Source organism: Clostridium tertium (genome assembly GCF_017873245.1).
Classification (GTDB): domain Bacteria; phylum Bacillota; class Clostridia; order Clostridiales; family Clostridiaceae; genus Clostridium; species Clostridium tertium.
In genome coordinates this window covers 59,678-80,339 of sequence record NZ_JAGGJY010000005.1, presented here as the reverse complement: position 1 = coordinate 80,339, position 20,662 = coordinate 59,678, and the positions used below count along the sequence as shown (strand labels likewise).

The following is a 20,662-nucleotide window of genomic DNA, read 5'->3' as shown; positions in this document are numbered from 1 at the left end:
AATTTAATTATAAGCTAACACAGTATACTAAAAAAAATAAAAAGGAAGTTAATAATAAAATAATTGACAAATCTATTCTTAAAGTACTTACTTTACTAGTATTATTTTCCAAAAATATCACCTCGTTTAATTTATGTCCAGGTTTACGAAAGTTTAAACATTTAAAGAAAATTTAATTTTAAATAAATAGGAATTATTTTATTGTCATAAACGTATATTATATAGTTAGCAATAGTTTGAAAAAATTTATATTTAAAAGAAATAGTAAGAAATAATAAGATTTTTATAAATAGTAAATGATTACAAGGTTTAATTAACCAAAAGAAAAAAATATCAATTATAATAAAATTAGTAAATTTTATTTAGAATATATATAATAATAAAGTAACAGGGAGTTGGTTTTATGAATAAAAAAACTAAAGATTTGAATCAATATAAGTTACTCAATAATATGATAAATAAATTGATGGAAAAAAATAAAATAGTAAAATAATAAAAAAATCATTTACATTTAAAAAGTGATATGATATTATAATCACATAATTAAATACGTAGTGTGTTACTGGTTATGCAGGCAAGGACTAAAAATATTATAGATATAGCTATATCTATAAGTTTTGGTCCTTTTTTTATTTTTTTAAAATACATTTAAAAAACTTTAATAACTATTGTATAAAAAGGAGATAATAAACCCATAGTAGCACATACTACTGTAGTAATTTATTTTTTATTATATAAGTATTTTTAAGGAGGAATTATAAGATGCTACAACAATTACAAAGAATCGGTAAAGCTATCATGCTTCCAATAGCAGCTTTACCAATAGCAGGTATTTTACTAGGTGTTGGTGGTGCATTACTAGGTATATCAGGGTTATCTAACCCACCAGCAGTGTATCAACCATTAATAGCATTTGTTAATATTCCTGTAGTTACAGCAATATTAACAATAATGAAAAACGTAGGAGATATTATATTTGGAAACCTACCATTACTATTTGCAGTAGGTGTTGCAGTTGGACTTGCTAAAAAAGATAAAGGAACTGCAGGTTTAGCTTCAATATTTGGTTTCATAGTTATGAACCAAGTTATATCTTCAATGTTAGCATTAGGATTAACTCAATTAGGAGTTGTTACTCCAGATGCAGTTGGTGAATATGGTACTTATGTTACTACTAACTTAGGTATATTTACATTAAATATGTCAGTTTTCGGTGGTATTATCACAGGTATAGTTACAGCAATATTACACAATAAATATCATACAATACAATTACCACAAGTTATTGGATTCTTCTCAGGATCAAGATTTGTGCCAATAGTAACTTCTTTAGCTATGGCAATAGTTGGTGCTTTATTAGCATTTATCTGGCCGGTAGTTCAAAATGGTATAGGAGTACTTTCAGAATTAGTTAGAAATGCAGGTGCTATAGGAACATTCTTCTATGGAGTTATTGAAAGAGCATTAATTCCATTTGGATTACACCACGTATTCTATACACCGTTCTGGTATGGATCATTTGTTGAAGGACAAATATTAGTAGATGGAGCATGGCAAACAGTTGCAGGAGCTAACACAGCTTACTTTGCTCAATTATCAAGCATGAGTAGCTTAGTTGGAGCTTCATCAGCAGATATGGCTACAGTAGTTGCAGGTACTACAAGATTTATGGCTGGTAAATTCCCATTCATGATGTTTGGTCTTCCAGCAGCAGCTTTAGCTATGTATAAGACAGCAGCTCCAAGCAAGAAGAAAGCTGTTGGATCATTATTAGCATCAGCTGCAGTTACAGCATTGCTTACTGGTATAACTGAACCAATCGAATTTACATTCTTATTCGTTGCACCAGTATTATATGGAGTTCACTGTGTATTAGCAGGTTTATCATTTATGTTAATGGATATACTTAATGTATTTATTGGTATGACATTCTCAGGTGGATTAATAGACTTTACATTATTCGGTTTATTACCAGCGGGAGCAGGAGTTCCTACTAACTGGTTAAGATTAGTCTTAGTTGGTATAGTTTATGCGGTAGTTTACTACTTCTTATTCTTATTCTTAATTAAGAAATTCAATTTAAAGACTCCAGGTAGAGATGAAAGCGAAGAAGAAGTTAAACTTTATTCAAAATCTGATTATCAAGAAAAAGCAGGTATTCCTCAAGCTGACATTAATGAAAAGTCTGGTAATAAGAAAGCTGGAAAAAACAGCGAAATAGTTGAAAAAGCTCCAGCAGTTTTAGCAGCTTTAGGTGGAGAAGAAAATATAGTTAGCGTTGATGCTTGCATAACAAGATTAAGAGTTGAAGTTAAAGATAAAGCAAACGTAAATAAAGATCAATTAAAATCTTTAGGTGCAGCTGGTGTAGTTGAAGTTGGTAACGGAATTCAAGCCATCTTTGGTGCTAAAGCAGATGCATACAAGAATGAAATTAAAAACATTTTAGATATAGATTAATATTTAATAACGTATATAGTTGTTAAATAAATAAAAAAATCGTTAATTCATTGTAAGAATTAACGATTTTTTTATTTATAATAGTAATTAAAATAGAAATAATTAGAAAATTTAAGTACTATTATAATGTTTAAAAGTGTATTTAATTTAATGGTTAGAGGTTATAGAAAAAAATAATTATGTAGATTTGGGGATAAATAAATTTAGATTTTGAATTTTTTAAATTATAAAAGAGTTGACATGTAAAAAATGAATATTATAAAAGTTTCTGAAAAAAATAGATTTAATTAATAATTTTTTATGTGGATTTAAAGTGAGGAGGGGATTAAAATAAAAAAATTCAAATTAATTATTATTATAATCACATTAGTTCTATTAGGAGTAATATCAACTGAGTTTAAGCCTAATACTACAACAGTAGAAGCGAAATCAAATGAAAATCTTTCTTTTGCTGTATTAGGAGATGTTCATGAAAATATTGATCATTTTGAAGAGGCTATTAAAGATCTACATACAATAAATCCTAATATGGATGCATTAGTATTAAATGGTGATGTTGTGGATCAAGGATTAGATGAGCAATATGATTCAGTACAAAAAACTTTAAATAAAAACAAGGATTTACTACCACAAACAATTATAAGAAATATAGGCAATCATGAGTTTTTTGACTATAATATTGAAAAAAATTCTAAGGATCAAGTTCAAAACTTTATAAATAAGTACCTTGAGTTTTCAGGAGAAGAAAAAGTATATCATGATAAATGGATAAAAGGATATCATTTTATATCATTAGGATCTGAAGATGGTAATTCTGAAACTATAAATTCAGTTACAGCATTTATTTCTGATGAACAATTAGAATGGTTTAAAGAAAAGTTAGCTGAGAATTATCAAAAAGGTAAACCGATATTTGTATTTTTACATCAGCATTTAGATTATGGAGATAATCCATGGGTTGGATCAAAGCAAAGTGAAGAAATAAAGAATATATTAGAGCAATACCCAGAAGTAATTATGTTTTCATCACATACTCATAGGGATTTGAATGAAAGTAGTGTAGTTTTAAATAAACCATTTACAATAGTCAATACAGGATCTGTTCATTACACTATTATACCTGATTCAAATGAAGAAAAAGGTTATAAAAGAGAATCAGATTATATTAAGGGTGTTTATATTGAGGCGAATGATAATAATGTTACTATCAAAGGTAGAAATATAAAAGATAAAAAATGGATATTTAGTACAGAAGTTTCTAATTAATGAAGGTGCCTTAGATGAAGGCACCTTTTATTTTGTGTAAAGGAAATGATATATTATAATAATATAAAGGGGGCATGTATTATGAATATAGGTATAATAGGATTTGGAGGGGTTAGTAAAGCTTTAATAAAACTACTAGGGGATAAAAGTGAATATTTATATAATCTAGGAATTTATATAAGGGTTAAATATATAATAAAAAGTAATGGTGGAATATATAATAATTTAGGAATAAACTTAGAAGAAATTATAAGTAATGATTTTAATTTAAATATAGAAAGTCTACAATTTAAGGAAGACATAAATATAAATACGATAGTAAAAAATAATGATATAGATATGCTTGTGGAATTAACAAATACTAATATAGAAACAGGAGAACCAGGTTTAACTCATATAAAGCTAGCTTTAGAGAATTCTATTAATGTGGTAACAGGAAATAAGGGGCCAATATTGCTGCAATATAATAACTTAAAAAAGTTAGCTGATAAAAATAATGTAAAGCTTGGGATAGGGTGCACAACAGGAGGGGCACTTCCATCTATAAATGTTGGAACTTTTGATATAGCAGGATCAGATGTATTGTCAATTGAAGGTATATTAAATGGAACGAGTAATTATATTTTAACTGAAATGTATGAAAATGAAGTTGATTATGACGAAGCATTAAACAAAGCTATAAGTTTAGGAATAGCAGAAGCAAATTATAATCTAGATGTAGAAGGATATGATACTGCATCAAAAATTTTAATACTAGCTAATGTTATTATGAATTCTAGTTTAACTATCGATGATATTAAGATACAAGGAATAAATTTATTATATAAAAGTTTAATAATAAATGAAAAAAAGAATGGCAATAAAATTAAATTAATAGGAAGAATATATAAAGAAGGCGAACAAATCAAAGCATATGTAAAACCTGAGGTAATAGATAAAAGTCATCCTTTATATTTTGTAGATGGTAAAAATAAAGGTGTGCTTTATAGTACGGATACTTTAGGAGACATTAGTGTAATAGGCGGTGCATCAGGAACTATAAATGCAGCTGCAGCAATATTAAGAGATATAATAAATATATTTTGCAAAGAAAAATAATTAAAAAGTGAAAAAATAAAGGAATGAAAAAAATTATGAATAAAGAAGAAAAGAAAGTTTTAAGAAATAAAATATTAGAAATAAGAGATTCACTAAATAACAACGAAAAAGAATTAATGGATAATAAAATATTTAATGAGTTAATAAATACAGATTTATATAAAAGAGCTATTAATATATTTATTTACATAAGCTTTAGTAATGAGATAAATACAAGAAATATAATAGAAAAGGCCTTTAAGGATAAAAAGAATGTTTTTATTCCAAAAGTATATAAAAATGATAAATTAATGAAGGCAATAAAATTAAATTCTATTGATGAGCTAAAGAAAAATTCAATGGGTATCTTAGAACCAATAGATGACTCTAATTATATTGAAAAAGAAAATATAGATTTAATAGTAGTACCTGGAGTTGTTTTTGATAAAGAATGTAACAGAATAGGGTATGGAGGAGGATATTACGATAGGTATTTAAAAGATATAAAATCTAAAGAAAATAAGATAGCATTGGCATATGATTTACAAATAGTTGATAAAATAGAATCAGAAGTGCATGATATCAAAGTAGATTATATAATCACGAATACTAGAGCCTTAAAAAATACAAATAATGGTTGAAGATTTAAAGATATAGTGTATAATATATAATAATTAAATAAAAAAGACTTTATTAAGAATGGTGGAGGGACTGGCCCTATGAAACCTAGCAACCTACGAAATATAAAATTATTTTATAAATAAGTGTGGTGCTAAATCCTGCAAGCTGATGCTTGGCAAATAAGGTATTTCATTGAGTTTATTAGTGAATAGTTTAGTATATTTAGGTTGCTTCTTAATTTGAAGTAACTTTTTTTATTTTATAGAAAAGCAATAAGCAATAATATTAAATAAGGGGGCTTTCAATATGGAAGGAAAATGGGAAAAGGGGACAATATGTATTCAAGGAGGTTATACGCCAAAGGCTGGGGAACCTAGGGTATTACCAATATTTCAAACAGCAACTTATAAGTATGATGATCCAGATCACTTAGAAAATTTATTTAACTTAGAAGCAGAGGGGCATTTGTATAGTAGAATATCTAATCCTACAGTTTGTGCATTAGAAGATAAGTTTGCAAGACTTCAAGGGGGAGTTGGGGCAGTAGCTACAGCATCAGGACAAGCAGCCGTATTATATTCAATATTAAATATATGTAAGGTTGGGGATCATATAATATCAGCATCTTCTTTATATGGTGGAACAGTTAATTTATTTACAGTTAATCTTAAAAAGATGGGGATAGATGTAACCTTTGTTGATCCAGAAGCAAGTAAGGAAGAAATTCTTTCATGTGCAAATGAAAATACTAAAGCAGTATATGGAGAGACAATTGGTAATCCAGGATTAAATATATTAGATTTTGATAAGTTCTCAGAGGTTGCAAAGGAGTTAAAGGTTCCATTTATAGTAGATAATACTGTAGGAACTCCATATTTGTGTAATCCATTTGAACATGGGGCAAATATAGTGGTACATTCAACTACTAAATATGCAGATGGACATGCACAGAGCATTGGAGGAATAGTAGTTGATGGAGGAAATTTTGATTGGGTAAATGGAGATTTTGAAGAATTTACGCTGCCAGATCCAAGTTATCATGGATTAAAATATGTAGAATCATTTGGAAATGCTGCATATATTACAAAGTTAAGAGTTACATTAGGACGAGATATTGGGGCATGTCAAAGTCCATTTAATGCTTACTTAACTAATTTAGGTTTAGAAACTCTTCATTTGAGAATGGAAAGACATTCACAAAATGCATTAGAACTAGCAAAATGGTTAGAAAAACATCCTAAAATAAAGTGGGTTAATTATCCATATATTGAAACAAGCTCACAATATGATAAAGCAAAGAAATATTTAAAAGGTGGAGGAAGTGGATTATTAACTTTTGGAATAAAAGGAGATATAGAAACAGCAAAGAAATTTACAAAAGCATTAAAATTAGTGGCATTAGTAGTTACTTTAGGAGATGTTAGAAGCTGTCTTTTACATCCAGCAACAACTACACATAGTCAATTATCAAAGGAAGAACAAATAGCAAGTGGAGTAACACCTGATTTGATGAGAGTTTCAATTGGAATTGAGGATATAAGAGATATAATTGCAGATTTTGAACAAGCATTAATCTCAATTAACAGTTAATAATAAAAAAAGAATAAGAAAATAAAAGAATTAAATGTTGTTTAAAATTTTATTTAAAAGGGTATCACGTTTCGTGACTCTCATTTTAGAAATATGATATTTTAACAAATTAGAATAATATATTTGTTAAAAGCTACTATTTTTAATTGGTATTAGAAAATAGTAGCTTTTAACTATTGCTTTTAGTTTTATAAATAATATAGGAATTAAAATAGAATATATTAAGTAGAAATATGTTAAAATATACTTAGATATAATAAAGATTAGGAGAAAGTCGATTATACAGGGGAAAAGTTTAAGAGTAAGTTTATTAAAAGTATTATTCATGTTTTAGATATATGTTGATTATTCATATGTGGCTATAGTAGTGTAATAAATTAAAAAAAAGAGGGACATGTTAATGATAAGAAAATAGACTTAGTTTCTTCGGATTAATCAGAAAATAAAATCAATAATATAAATAATAATGATTTTACAGATTCAAATTGAGTAGATGATGGTTTTAAAGATGGAACAATTGCTCTATTTATATAGGAAAACAAGTTTGATAGAAAGTACTCAGGAAAGATGCTATAAGTTATTTAATCAATATATGAAATAGTGTTTATAAAAGGAGGAGTGGGAATGAATATTTTAATTGGAATCTTAATACCGTTTTTAGGTACGTCTCTAGGGGCTGCTTGTGTTTATGCAATGAAGAAAGAAATGAATAAAATGGTTAATAAGATACTTCTTGGATTTGCATCAGGAGTTATGATGGCTGCAGCAGTATGGTCATTAATTATTCCTTCTATAGATATGTCTCAAAATATGGGGAAATTATCATTTATTCCAGCTGCAGTTGGAGTACTTGTAGGAATTTTATTTTTATTTTCTTTGGACAAAATTGTTCCGCATATGCATATCAATAGTAAAAAGGAAGAAGGAACAAAAAAATATAAACTAAGTAAAACTACAAAACTTGTACTGTCAGTAGTAATTCATAATATTCCGGAGGGAATGGCAATAGGAATTGTTTTTGCAGCAGTTATGAATGAGGCCAATGCAGTAACTCTTGCTTCAGCTATTGCTCTTTCTATAGGGATAGCAATTCAAAACTTTCCAGAAGGTGCAATAATATCAATGCCTCTTAAAAGCGAAGGCTTAAGTAAAAATAAATCATTTATTTATGGAGCTTTATCTGGAATAGTAGAACCAATAGCGGCGGTAATTACAATAATATTTTCTAGTGTTATTACACCGATAATGCCATATCTACTTTCTTTTGCAGCAGGAGCTATGATTTTTGTTGTAGTAGAGGAATTAATACCAGAGGCAGCAGAAGATAATTTTTCTGATATTAGTGCAATAGCATTTTCTATAGGATTTGTAATTATGATGATTTTAGATGTAGCATTATCCTAATTTAAGAAAAGGATAAATTATAGAATAAAAATGAAAGTTTTGTATTAAAGTTTACAAGTTTAGTTAGCTTTTTATCTGTATTATGGATTGTGATATTATCCATAAGATTTAAATTAAGTGGAGTATATGTTGGCTTGCAAATAAATAATTTAATATTTGCTGTTGTTCATTATTTAAAGATTAATAGGGATAATTGCAAAGAAACTCTTTATAAAATATAATATAATATGATAATTAAGATTTAGTAAACTAATTTACATTGATGTAAGGAGTGTATTTATGTTTAATAAAGAGGAACTTCAAATTCTTAATGAAGCTTTAAAGATGTATGAAGAAAAAACTACGAAGCAATTAGAGTCTAGTATTAATAATAAGGATAAGATGGTTGCCTATAATAGAAAGCAAAAGAAAATATGGTTACTTCAAAATAAGATGAAAAAGCTTATTGAAGAAAATAAGTAAAAGCCTTTTAATAAGGGCTTTTTTATTTTTATATAAAGTGATTTATTAGTTTAAAAGTAGTAATATGATTATAAGATGTATTTTATATAAATAAATATGATATTTATGGTTGGGGGATGATATTATGACTGAAAAGGAAAAGATGCTGAGGGGAGATTTGTATGTTTCTTTAGGCGATGAATTGTTTAATGATAGGCAACATGCTAATGAAATTATGTTTGAGTACAATTCACTACATCCAAAGGAAATAGAAAAGAGAATGGACTTACTTAGAGGGTTATTTGGACATGCGCCTAAAGAGTTCTTCATAGAGCAACCTTTTAGATGTGCTTATGGCTACAATATCTATTGGGGAGAAAATTCATTTGCAAATTACAATTGTACAATATTAGATTGTGGCAAAGTAACTATAGGGAAAAATGTTATGATTGGGCCTAATGTGAATATATTTACAGTTAATCATGCACTTTCACCTAAGGAGAGAATGGAAAATTTAGAATATGCAGACCCAGTAGAAATATGTGATGGAGTATGGATAGGTGGGGGAAGCACTATTAATCCAGGGGTGAGAATTGGAGAGAACTCAGTTGTTGGATCTGGTAGTGTTGTAACTAAGAGTATTCCAGATAATGTACTAGCTGTTGGTAATCCTTGTAGAGTAATAAGAAAATTGGACAATGAATAGTAATCATAAAAAATATAAATATAAAAAACAGTTTATATGGTAACAAAAGAATCTATTTTGATTTAAAGTTTTACAAAATTATCATAATAGAGATATATAAAACAAGAAGTGTGATTTTAATGGAAACAAGAAGTTCATAACTAAAAATTATTATAAATTAAGAAGAACCTTGAAAATTTTAAAATTTTCAGGGTTCTCTATCAAAAATTATTTATTTTATAAAATCCTACCAGAGGATTTTTCCACCATTCTAAACTCTACATTGATTATTTATCTTTATTAGCTATTTCTAAGATTAATCTGTTCTTTAATTCAGAAACTGGAAGTGCACCTTCTTCTCCATTCTTTCTGCTTCTTACTGAAGCTTCATTGTTGGCAGCTTCCTTTTCACCAACAACTAGGATGTAAGGGATTCTTTCTAGTCTAGCTTCTCTAATCTTATAACCAATTTTTTCAGCTCTATAATCGGCAGCAATTCTTATTCCTGAATCTTTGAAATCTTTAACTATTGATTCAGCATAGTCATTATATTTATCAGAAATAGGAAGAACTATTGCTTGAGTTGGAGCAAGCCAAGTTGGGAATGCACCAGCATATTTTTCAATAAGCATAGCTAAAGTTCTTTCATAACATCCAATTGAAGATCTATGAATTATATATGGACGTTTCTTATTTCCATCTTTATCTATATAAGTCATATCAAATCTTTCTGCAAGAGCAAAGTCAATTTGGATTGTTATTATTGTATCTTCTTTTCCGTGAACATTCTTGAATTGGATATCAAGCTTTGGTCCGTAGAATGCAGCTTCACCTTCAGCTTCAACATAATCAATTCCAAGGTGATCTAAGATAGCCTTCATTAATACTTGAGTTTCTTCCCAAGCTTCTGGATTGTTTATATATTTATCAGTATTGTTTGGATCCCACTTAGAGAATCTAAATGATATATCTCCATCTATTCCTAAAGTACTCATTATGTGGTTGATTAATTCAACACAACCTTTAAATTCTTCTTCAATTTGATCTGGTCTACAAACTATATGTCCGTCAGATAAAGTAAATTGTCTTACACGAATTAATCCGTGCATTTCACCAGATGCTTCATTTCTATATAAAGTAGAAGTTTCAGCATATCTTATAGGTAGTTCTCTATAAGAGTGTTGTTCTGCATTATAAATTGTATATTGGAATGGGCAAGTCATTGGTCTTAATGCCATAACTTCTGGATCTTTATCTTCATCTCCTAAAACAAACATACCATCTTTGTAGTGATCCCAGTGTCCTGAAACCTTAAATAAGTCATTTTTAGACATTGAAGGAGTCTTTGTAAATACATAGCCTCTTTTTTCTTCTTCATCTTCAACCCATCTTTGAAGAAGTTGAACAATTTTAGCACCTTTAGGCATTATAAGAGGTAAACCTTGACCTACTTTTTCATCTGTAGTGAAGATTTTAAGTTCTCTACCTAATTTGTTATGGTCTCTCTTTTTAGCTTCTTCTAAAGCTTCTAAATGAGCATCTAAATCAGCTTTCTTTAAGAATGCAGTTCCATATACTCTTGAAAGCATTTTGTTCTTTTCATCGCCCTTCCAGTAAGCCCCAGCACTTCTAAGAAGTTTAATAGCTTTAACTGGTTTTAAAGACATTAGGTGAGGGCCAGCGCATAAATCTACAAAGTCACCCATTTTATAGAATGAAATAACTTCATCTTCGCCTAAATCATTAATTAATTCAACCTTATATGGTTCGTTAGCATCTTCCATAAGCTTTATAGCTTCAGCTCTTGGTAATTCAAATCTTTCAATTGAAGGATTTTCTTTTACTATTTTTCTCATTTCATCTTCTATTTTTACTAAATCATCAGAACTAAATGAGTTTTCTACATCAAAATCATAGTAGAAACCATCATTTATAGCAGGTCCTATAGCTAATTTAGCATTTGGATATAATCTTTTAACTGCATAAGCTAAAACGTGAGATACACTGTGTCTTAATGCATCTTTTCCTTCTTGTGAGTCAAATGTGCAAATAGCAAGTTCGCTATCTTCATTTACTATATAACGTAAGTCAACAACCTTTCCATTAACTATTCCACAGCAAGCATTTCTAGCTAAGCCTTCACTAATTGATTTAGCTATATCTAAAACAGAAATACCAGCTTCAAATTCTTTTACTGATCCATCCTTTAAAGTAATTTTAATCATATTTATTACTCCCTTCATAATATAATTTAAAATAAAAAAACTCCCATCCCTTCTATATAAATAGAAGGGACGAGAGTATAAGTTCTAAACTTCCCGCGGTTCCACCCTTAATTGTCTATAATAAGACCTCTTAATATATCGTAACGTGATATTAAACGGACTTTATTAGAGTCACTCAGAGGTGGTCTTCAACTAGATTCAAATAAGATAATTTCACCAAGCTTATCTCTCTCTGAAAATGAAATTTAGTTTACTCTTCTCATCAACGTATTAAAATATTTATAAGTAATATTATAATTATCTAATTAGTCAATGTCAATATAAAGAGGTAATTAAAATAATTTACTTAAACTGGAAGAATAATAAGTTGAGATTATGCAAAAAAAGAAGAAAAATAGTAGAAATTTTATAAAAATATATGGATAAATATGTGATTTTATGTTAAAATACGGATAATAAATTTTAAAATAATTAAAATTTATTTTAAAGTTATAAAATTAAATAGGCAAACTTAGAGAAATTTAAGGACGCAAAGCTATAGGGACTAAGGTGTATAACTATGTCAGCCAGTTGCCAAAGAGTACATTATACTTTTTGTTTTAAAGTTTAATTTTAAATATTATTTATCTTATTATAATTAATATTTAATTTATTAAGATGTATAAAGCTGCTCTTTTAGAGTAGCTTTTTTAATGTACTTCTAAGGCTAGATAAAACTAACCAGGGAGGTAAATTATGAACAAGAAAAAAATAGCGGCTATATTAATAGCTGCACTAATAACCAATTTCTCATCTACAACAGTAAAGGTTTTAGCAGATGAGCTATCAAGAAATCAAGTTTCTATAACAGAAAATACATCTGTTAATGAATTGACTCAAGCTAGTATAAGTAAATTTAACTTATACAATAGTGATAATCTAAATGCTTATAATGAAGTATTTAAAATGGACAATGGAAATATTGAATCTATTACAAATAATGGAGGTAATTATCCAAATTCTACTATTGATAAGGCTATAGATGGAGATTTCAATACTCATTGGGAAACAGGGAAACCAAATAGAACTGATTTTACCAATGAAGTAATATTTAAATTAAATGAAGTAACAAACTTAAACAGAATAGTATATGCAGCAAGGCAGTCATCAGCTAAAGGTAAAGGTTTTGCTAAGGAAGTAGAAATATATACATCTCTTACTGATGAAGAAGATGACTTTAGATTAGTAAGTAGTGGTGAATATACAGGTTCTACTGGAGATATAGTAGAAATTAAATTTAATCCAACTGAATTTAAGAGAATAAAATTTAAGTTCAAAAAAGCTGATCAAGATTGGGCTTCAGCATCAGAATTTATGTTTTATAAAGAAGATGTAGTGAGTGATAAAGTGAAGAATTTATTTACTGATGGTACAATGAGTCAAGTAAATGAAGAGTTTAATAATATAGAAAAAATAAATGCGTTAGAAGAAGAAGTGAAAAATCATCCATTATATAGTGAGCTTAAAGAAGATATAGAAAATGCAAAGTTAATTGTAGAAAATAAAGAAGTTAACTATATTGATGCTAAGGTATCTAAATTTAAAGATATGAATAGTGAGATACTTCCACAGTATGATGCAATCTATAAAGTTCCATCAAGCAAAGTGAAATCAATAACTACAAATGGTGGGCAATATGCAAGTGAAGCTATAACTAAAGCTATGGATGGAGATATAAATACAAAATGGCATTCAGGAAAACAAAATAGTGATAGTTTTACTAATGAAGTAGTAATAGAGTTAAATGAATTAATAACATTAAATAGAATAGTATATACTGCACCTCGTGGAACTAATAGAGGTTTTGCAGAAGCATTTGATATATATGCATCAAGAACGTCTAAAGGAGATACATTTGAATTGGTGTCTAGTGGAACGTCTAAAGCAACACAGGATTCTATAGAAATAAGATTCAATCCTACTGAGTTTAGAAGGGTTAAATTTGTATTTAAAAAGGGATACGAGAATTGGGCTTGTGCTGCTGAGTTTGGTTTATATACTCAAGATGAAATAGCAGAAAAAATAGATAGGCTATTCACTGATGATACAATGAGCAGTGTAAGTGAAGAATTTAATACATTAGAAAAAGTACAAGCATTAGAAGAAGAAGCTAAAAGCCATCCTTTTTATGAAGATTATAAAGAGAATTTAGAGGATGCAAAAATACTTCTACAAGAAAATAAAATTGAAGCAACAACAGCGAAGGTTTCAAGATTAGAAGCGTACCACAATGGAAAGGACTCTGAATATAGTGAATTATTTAGAATGCCAAACTCTAATATAGCTAACATAAGTGCAAATGGAGGAATATATCCTAATTCTAAATTAGAATATATGATAGATGACAAGACTGAAACACACTGGGAAACAAATAAAAATAATACTGAAGATTTTACTAATGAAGTAATATTTACATTAGATAAGCCAGAGGTATTAAATAGAATTGCATTTTTAGCAAGAGAAAACAGAAAGGGATTCCCAGAAGAGTTTGAAATATATGCTTCAGAAACAACAAATGGTGATACATTCCAATTAGTAGCAACAGGAAGTGCTCAAAGTACTAACGACTTCTTAGAGTTTAAATTTGAGCCAACTAAGTTTAAAAGAATAAAGTTTAAATTTGTAAAGGCTAATATAAATAGACCATTTGTAGCTGAATTTAGATTTTATAAGGAAGATAAAGTATATGACAAGATATTAAATTTATTTACTGATGCTACAATGAGTAAAGTTAGTGAAGAGTTTAATACAAAAGAAAAGCTAGAGGCTTTAGAAAATGAAGCTAAAAATCATCCTCTTTACAGTAGCTTCAAAGAAGATATAGAAAATGCCAAAATACTATTAGAAGAAAATAAAATTGAAGCAACAACAGCAATTACAAGAAAATTTGAGGATTATTTTAATGAAGATTATTCAGACTTATTTAAAATGGATAATGATAATATAGAAAGTATTAAAAATAATGCTGGACATTATGCATCACAAGTAATAACAAATGCTATAGATGATAATCCAGATACATATTGGGAAACTAATAAAGCAAATACAGCTGATTTTATAAATGAAGTAGAAGTAGAATTTAAGGAAATTGTAGAATTAAATAGGATATTATACGGAGCAAGAAAATCTGATAACAAAGGATTTGCTCAAGAGTTTGAAATATATGGGTCTACAACATCTAAGGGAGATACATATCAGCTTGTGGCAACAGGTAGTCATAATAAAGTATCTGGATTAGTTGAGGCAAAGTTCAGTCCGACTAAGTTTAAGAGAATTAAATTTAAATTTAAAAACTCAGATCAAAATTGGGCTACATTATCAGAGATAGCGTTCTATAAACAAGATGTAGTAAGTGATAAAGTTGATAATCTATTTACAAATGGATTAATGAATGAATTGTCAGAGGAATTTAATACTATAGAAAAACTAAAGGATTTAGAAAATGAAGTTAAAGGACATCCTTTAGAAAGTACATTTACAGAAGCATTTGAATTAGCAAATAAGATCTTTAAAGGTGAATTAGAGACTGTAAAAATTATTACAGCAGAACAACACGGAGATATGGTAGCACATGCTAATAAGAATTTAAAATTTGGATTTGGTAATAATAATCAACCGACAGGAATATCTGCAAAACCAGGTGATGAAATAACAGTTTATGTAGATGCTGATCCAAGTCAGCCAATGCCAAAGTTAGTCTTTTCTCAACAAGAAGGAAGCTTTGCTAACTGGATGAGAACAGTGAATTTAAACCCAGGTAAAAATGTAATAACTGTTCCTGATATAGCAGTTGATAATTGGTATAGACATGATGTAACTAGAGGGGGATCAATATATATTTTAAATCCGTACACTAGTGAGCAACAACCAAAAACTCCAGTTATAAGATTTGCTTCAGGAGACAAATACCCATTCCTTACAGCGGATACTAATGCGGAAGAATTTAAAGAATTTTTAATAGAGTATAAAAAAGCAATAGATGAAGATATAGCTAAGAATCCTAATGTATTAGACAGGGAAGTTTTAGATGTTTTCGAATTTGTAAGTGACCATATTGTATGGACAGGTACTGCTACAGGTGCATATAAGGCATATATAGAAAAAGGTGCGAATCCACTAGATACAGTAAATCGATACAATAATCATATGAAAGAGCTTTTTAAATACTATGGACTAGATGGTAGCAATGAGCAAAATGATCCTAAATATATAAGAGAAAATGTTAGGTTAGCACAACCATTTGGATATATGTATGCATATACCAATCATATAGGAGTACAAGGTGATGTAATGACTAGTTTACTAGTTGGAGAGCCAGGCTGGGGATTAGATCATGAGATAGGACATAGAATGGATGTAAGCACAAGATTATATGGTGAAGTTACAAATAATATGCTACCTATGTATATGTCTGTATATTACAATAAGATAGATAATAGAATACCGTTTGAAAATAAAATTTATAAGAATGTTATAAGCGAGAATTCTAATAAGTACTCAGAAGGTGAACTGGCTGAAAATTTAGCAGTATATTGGCAATTAGAAATGTATAAGCCTGGATATTGGGGAAATTTAAATAAATTATATAGAGAAAGAAATGTTAACTTAGGAAGTGAAAATCCTGATAATATTAAGATGCAATATTTAGTTAAATTCTCATCAGAGGTAATTGGTGAAGACTTAAGCGAATACTTTGCTAGACATGGATTTGAGGTTAATGAGGAAACTAGACAAGAAACTAGTAAGTATCCAAAGCCGGATAAAAAGATATGGTATCTAAATAATAGCAAAGCTAATTATAAGGGAAATGGATTTACTCAAGATACTAATTTAGATGTTACATTAAATAGAGTAGAAAATGGAATTAAGTTAACATTTAATATAGATAATAATGTTAAATCAGATTTACTAGGATATGAAATATTAAGAGATGGTGAGTTAATAGGATTTACTTCAACTAATTACTTTGTAGATACTAATGCAGATACAACTAAGAATTCTAAATACGAAGTAGTACCTTATGATATTGATTTAGGTACAGGTGATTCTGTGTCAATAGAGTCATTTTCACCTAGTATAAACATTCAACAAAATAAGATTACTTTAGAGTTAAGAGAAGAATTTAATCCTTTAGACTATATAAAAGTATTAAGTTATGAGGGAAATGATATAGTTTCTAAGGTTAAGATTGAACATAATGTAGATACTAGCCAAAAAGGAAAATATCAAGTTAAATATTCTGTAAGTGATGAAGGTATATTAGTAGAAAAGATAGTAGAAGTTGAAGTTGTAAGTGATTATGATTATTTATCAGATTTAGAATGGTTATCTGCACAAACTCAATGGGGAACTCCAAGAAGAAATACTAATATAAGAGGTAGAGTAAATGGAGAAGTTAAAGACTTTGAAAAAGGTTTTGGAATACATGCAAATGGTACAATAACTTATGACTTAGCAGGCAAAGACTATGATAATTTCGAGGTTTTACTTGGAGTTGATGCAGGAATAGCAGTACAAGATACTTCTAGTATAAATTTTGAAATAATAGCTGACGGTAAAACTTTAGCTAATACTGAAGTTTTAAAATATGCTGATAATATGGAATATATAAATGTTCCAGTTAAGGGCATAAACCAACTAGTAATAAAAGTTACTGATGCTGGAAATGGAAATACTTTAGATCATGCAGTAATAGCTAATCCTAAATTAACTACAAATAATGCAAAACCAGTTATCTCAGTTGAAGATAAGATTTATAAGTTAGGAGAAGCAGTAGATTTTGAATCAGGTATCGAAGCGAGAGATGCTGAAGATGGAAATTTATCTTCTGATGTTGAAATAGTTTCAAATAACTATAAAGAAGGTAAAATTGGTAGATTTGAAGTTGTTTATAGAGTAAAAGATAGTGACAATAACATAGCAGAAATTAAATCTTATGTAACTATATATGAAGATTTTACAGTAAACAAATCAAAGTTTGGTGAGTTTGATAACTTAGATAAATATAATGAGGAGTTTAAATTCGGAGCTACTTCAGTAACTAACAATGCTGGAAGTTATCCCGGTACTGTTATAGGTAATGCAATAGATGGTAATGGAAATACACATTGGGAAACTAATAAACCAAACAGTGATATATTCAAAAATGAAGTTATATTTGACTTGGGAGAAAGTAAGGAAATAAATAGAATAGCTTATAAAGCAAGAAGTGGAGGAAAAGGATTTGCTAAGAAATTTGAAATATACACGTCTAATGAAGCTGAGGGAAATGATTTTATATTAGTAGGTAAAGGTGAATATACTGGAAATGTTAATGATGTTGTAGAGTTTAAAATAGCTAAAACTACAGCAAGAAGAGTGATGTTTAAATTTATAGAAGCAAATCAGGATTGGGCTAGTATAGGTGAAGTATCATTCTATGGAGAGGATATTTTAGCAGATAAGATAAATAATGAACTATTTACTGATAGTAATAAAACAGAAGTTACTGAAAGTTATAATACTTTAGATAAGGTACAAGCTCTAAGGGAAGAAGTTAAAAATCATCCAGCAGCTAACTTATTCGAAGAAGATTTAGTTAAAGCTGAAGAAATAATAAGAGCTAAGTTCCCGACAATAGATGTTGAAGATATAACTTATGTTAAGTTAAACAGCAATTTTGACTTAACTTCAGGGGTTACAGCAAATGACCAAGAAGATGGTGATATAACTAGTAATGTTACGGTTAATAAAAATGATTTTAATATAAATAAATCTGGAGAATACACTGTGACATATACAATAACAGATAGTGCTGGAAATAAAGCAAGCAAAGATAGAAAATTTGTAGTTTATAGTAATAGTACTTATGTATCTGATATGGAGTGGGATTCAGCAGTATCAGGATGGAAAACTGTAAACAAAGATTCAGCAGTTAACTCAAGTAGTAAAATTAAACTTAAAGTTAATGGCGAAATAAAAGAATTTGATAAAGGAATTGGAGCTGCAACAAATGCAGAAATAGTATATAAGTTAGATGAAAATTATACCAACTTCTCAACATATGTAGGTACTGATAAAAACTACAATGATAATAGAACTACCATAATATTTAAAATATTTGCAGATGGTGAAGAAGTTTATACATCAGATGTAATAAGAAGAGATAGTGAAGCAGAGCTTGTAAGTCTAGATGTTACTGGAGTAAAAGAACTTAAATTAGTAGCAGATAATGTTGATGGTAATGGACTTGGAGATTTTGCATCATGGGCAGATACTAAATTATATACTACAAATGCAAAGCCAGAGTTAACTATTCCAAAATCAGTGTCAACAAAGGTTGGAGAAGTAATTGACTTAAATGAAGAGTATACTGCAATTGATGCTGAAGATGGAGATTTAACTTCAAGTGTTGAAGTAACTGGTGAAGTAAACTTTAATAAACCAGGAAAATATCCAATTACTTATAAAGTTCTAGATAGTGATGGTAATGAAGTAACTAAATCAAGAACTATAGCAGTAGTAAACATGGAAGATTATACGTATTTGACAGAATATGATTGGAAATCTACTCAAAATAGCTATGCTGCTCCTAAGAAGGATATATCTACAAGTAATAATGCTTTAAGATTAACTAATGAAGACGGCAATGAAGTATCATTTGAAAGAGGTATAGGTGCTCATGCAACTTCAACAATAACATATGATTTAAGTGATAAAGATTATGCATTCTTTAGCTCATATGTTGGAGTAGATAGACAAATGTTTGGTACAGTAGGTTCAGTTTCCTTCGAAATATATGTCGATGGAGAAAAGAAATTCGATAGTGGAGTAATTACTTCTAGAGATGCTATGAAGTATGTAGAAGTTGATATAAATGATGCTAAGGAATTAAAACTTGTAGTAACTGATGGTGGAAATGGAATTGGTTCAGACCACGCTACATGGGGAGATACTAAGCTTTATTATGCAAATTCAGAATCCATAGATTATACAGAGCTTTCTAAATTAGTTGAAAGTGCTAAGGGTATAGATAGAGAAGCTTATACTGAAGAAAGTTTAAGTGTACTAGATCAGGCTGTGGGAAAAGCAACAGAAATGATAGAAAATAAAGCATCTACTTATGAAGAAATACAATCAATGATAACTGAATTAAAAGAAATAATTAATGGCTTAGAAAGAGTAGATTTAAATAAAGTTATTAAAATTGAAGATAAGTATCTAAAACAAGATATTCAAAAGGCTCTTGGATTGAGTGGAGATATAACTTTAAAAGATATGCATAATCTAAGGACCTTAACTGGTAGTAGCAGAAGAATTACAAGCTTAAAAGGCTTAGAATATGCTGAGAATTTAGAAGAACTTAATATAGAGCAAAATGAAGTAAGGGATTTATCACCTCTAAAGAACTTAAAAAATCTTAAGGTATTAAATGCTAATCTACAAATAATTGAAGCTGGAATGGCTACAGTAGAAAATAATAAAGTTATACTCAAAGAAAGAGTAGTGTCTAAAAGTGGAGAGGTATTGAAACCTAAGGAAATTATGGTAGGTAGTGAGAAATTAGATGTAGAAAATTCTATAGATGAAAATGGAGACATATCAATAGATACATCTGATATGAAAGCTGGACTTTACGGTGTCTATATAACTTATGAAAATAAAGAAGATAACCATGAGGTTGGAATACTTTATATATTTAATATATAGTAAAACAATAAAGAAGAACTAGCTAAACAAGAAGTGAAAAAATAATATAATATGAATTAATGATCACTAAGAGAAACTTTACTATGTTAAGCTCTTAGTGATTATTAAATTTATTAAAATAATTAAGATAATTAAAGTATATATAAGATATTATTATAGAAATAAA

At 28.7% G+C, this 20,662-nt stretch carries 10 protein-coding genes, 2 riboswitches and 1 other annotated feature; of the genes, 9 read left to right on the top strand and 1 reads right to left on the bottom strand.

The window, feature by feature from the left end:
- The first annotated feature begins 762 nt into the window (after positions 1 to 762).
- The 8 genes from J2Z25_RS07685 to J2Z25_RS07650 all read left to right on the top strand — a co-directional run bounded on the left by J2Z25_RS07685 (position 763) and on the right by J2Z25_RS07650 (position 9,565).
- Entirely contained in the window at positions 763 to 2,460 is a 1,698-nt protein-coding gene (locus J2Z25_RS07685; RefSeq protein ID WP_209739506.1) for a PTS transporter subunit EIIC, read from the top strand.
- Between the two features lie 324 nt (positions 2,461 to 2,784).
- Positions 2,785 to 3,726, top strand: coding sequence for a metallophosphoesterase family protein (locus J2Z25_RS07680; protein WP_342451344.1), 942 nt, complete (start codon positions 2,785 to 2,787; stop codon positions 3,724 to 3,726).
- A gap of 81 nt (positions 3,727 to 3,807) precedes the next feature.
- Positions 3,808 to 4,824, top strand: a complete 1,017-nt coding sequence (locus tag J2Z25_RS07675; protein ID WP_209739504.1) for a homoserine dehydrogenase — start codon at positions 3,808 to 3,810, stop codon at positions 4,822 to 4,824.
- A 23-nt stretch (positions 4,825 to 4,847) separates the two neighbouring features.
- Positions 4,848 to 5,444, top strand: a complete 597-nt coding sequence (locus tag J2Z25_RS07670; protein WP_245173192.1) for a 5-formyltetrahydrofolate cyclo-ligase — start codon at positions 4,848 to 4,850, stop codon at positions 5,442 to 5,444.
- A gap of 46 nt (positions 5,445 to 5,490) precedes the next feature.
- Positions 5,491 to 5,610, top strand: a riboswitch (SAM riboswitch).
- Between the two features lie 120 nt (positions 5,611 to 5,730).
- Positions 5,731 to 7,014: an O-acetylhomoserine aminocarboxypropyltransferase/cysteine synthase family protein gene (locus J2Z25_RS07665; RefSeq protein WP_209739501.1), complete on the top strand. Its 1,284-nt coding sequence runs from the start codon at positions 5,731 to 5,733 to the stop codon at positions 7,012 to 7,014.
- Positions 7,015 to 7,638: 624 nt separating this feature from the next.
- Positions 7,639 to 8,418: a ZIP family metal transporter gene (locus tag J2Z25_RS07660; RefSeq protein WP_008681027.1), complete on the top strand. Its 780-nt coding sequence runs from the start codon at positions 7,639 to 7,641 to the stop codon at positions 8,416 to 8,418.
- A 279-nt stretch (positions 8,419 to 8,697) separates the two neighbouring features.
- Positions 8,698 to 8,880: a hypothetical protein gene (locus J2Z25_RS07655; protein WP_209739499.1), complete on the top strand. Its 183-nt coding sequence runs from the start codon at positions 8,698 to 8,700 to the stop codon at positions 8,878 to 8,880.
- Positions 8,881 to 9,004: 124 nt separating this feature from the next.
- Positions 9,005 to 9,565, top strand: a complete 561-nt coding sequence (locus tag J2Z25_RS07650) for a sugar O-acetyltransferase (protein ID WP_209739497.1) — start codon at positions 9,005 to 9,007, stop codon at positions 9,563 to 9,565.
- A gap of 266 nt (positions 9,566 to 9,831) precedes the next feature.
- Here the strand turns inward: J2Z25_RS07650 and thrS are convergent, their stop codons facing one another.
- Complete coding sequence (thrS, locus tag J2Z25_RS07645; RefSeq protein ID WP_209739495.1) at positions 9,832 to 11,769, bottom strand: threonine--tRNA ligase; 1,938 nt, start codon at positions 11,767 to 11,769, stop codon at positions 9,832 to 9,834.
- Between the two features lie 62 nt (positions 11,770 to 11,831).
- Positions 11,832 to 12,044 (bottom strand) — a binding site (T-box leader).
- Between the two features lie 219 nt (positions 12,045 to 12,263).
- Positions 12,264 to 12,347: riboswitch (cyclic di-GMP riboswitch) on the top strand.
- A 157-nt stretch (positions 12,348 to 12,504) separates the two neighbouring features.
- Between thrS and J2Z25_RS07640 the strand changes: the two genes are divergently transcribed.
- On the top strand, positions 12,505 to 20,496 hold the full coding sequence (locus J2Z25_RS07640) for an NPCBM/NEW2 domain-containing protein (RefSeq protein ID WP_209739493.1): 7,992 nt from the start codon (positions 12,505 to 12,507) through the stop codon (positions 20,494 to 20,496).
- Positions 20,497 to 20,662: the final 166 nt, after the last annotated feature.

Bases quoted from the DNA above. Each gene is read 5' to 3' on its own strand.
- J2Z25_RS07665 (WP_209739501.1), top strand. From the start codon at position 5,731: ATGGAAGGAAAATGGGAAAAGGGGACAATATGTATTCAAGGAGGTTAT.
- J2Z25_RS07655 (WP_209739499.1), top strand. From the start codon at position 8,698: ATGTTTAATAAAGAGGAACTTCAAATTCTTAATGAAGCTTTAAAGATG.
- J2Z25_RS07640 (WP_209739493.1), top strand. From the start codon at position 12,505: ATGAACAAGAAAAAAATAGCGGCTATATTAATAGCTGCACTAATAACC.
- J2Z25_RS07675 (WP_209739504.1), top strand. From the start codon at position 3,808: ATGAATATAGGTATAATAGGATTTGGAGGGGTTAGTAAAGCTTTAATA.
- J2Z25_RS07685 (WP_209739506.1), top strand. From the start codon at position 763: ATGCTACAACAATTACAAAGAATCGGTAAAGCTATCATGCTTCCAATA.
- J2Z25_RS07650 (WP_209739497.1), top strand. From the start codon at position 9,005: ATGACTGAAAAGGAAAAGATGCTGAGGGGAGATTTGTATGTTTCTTTA.
- J2Z25_RS07660 (WP_008681027.1), top strand. From the start codon at position 7,639: ATGAATATTTTAATTGGAATCTTAATACCGTTTTTAGGTACGTCTCTA.
- J2Z25_RS07670 (WP_245173192.1), top strand. From the start codon at position 4,848: ATGAAAAAAATTATGAATAAAGAAGAAAAGAAAGTTTTAAGAAATAAA.
- thrS (WP_209739495.1), bottom strand. From the start codon at position 11,769: ATGATTAAAATTACTTTAAAGGATGGATCAGTAAAAGAATTTGAAGCT.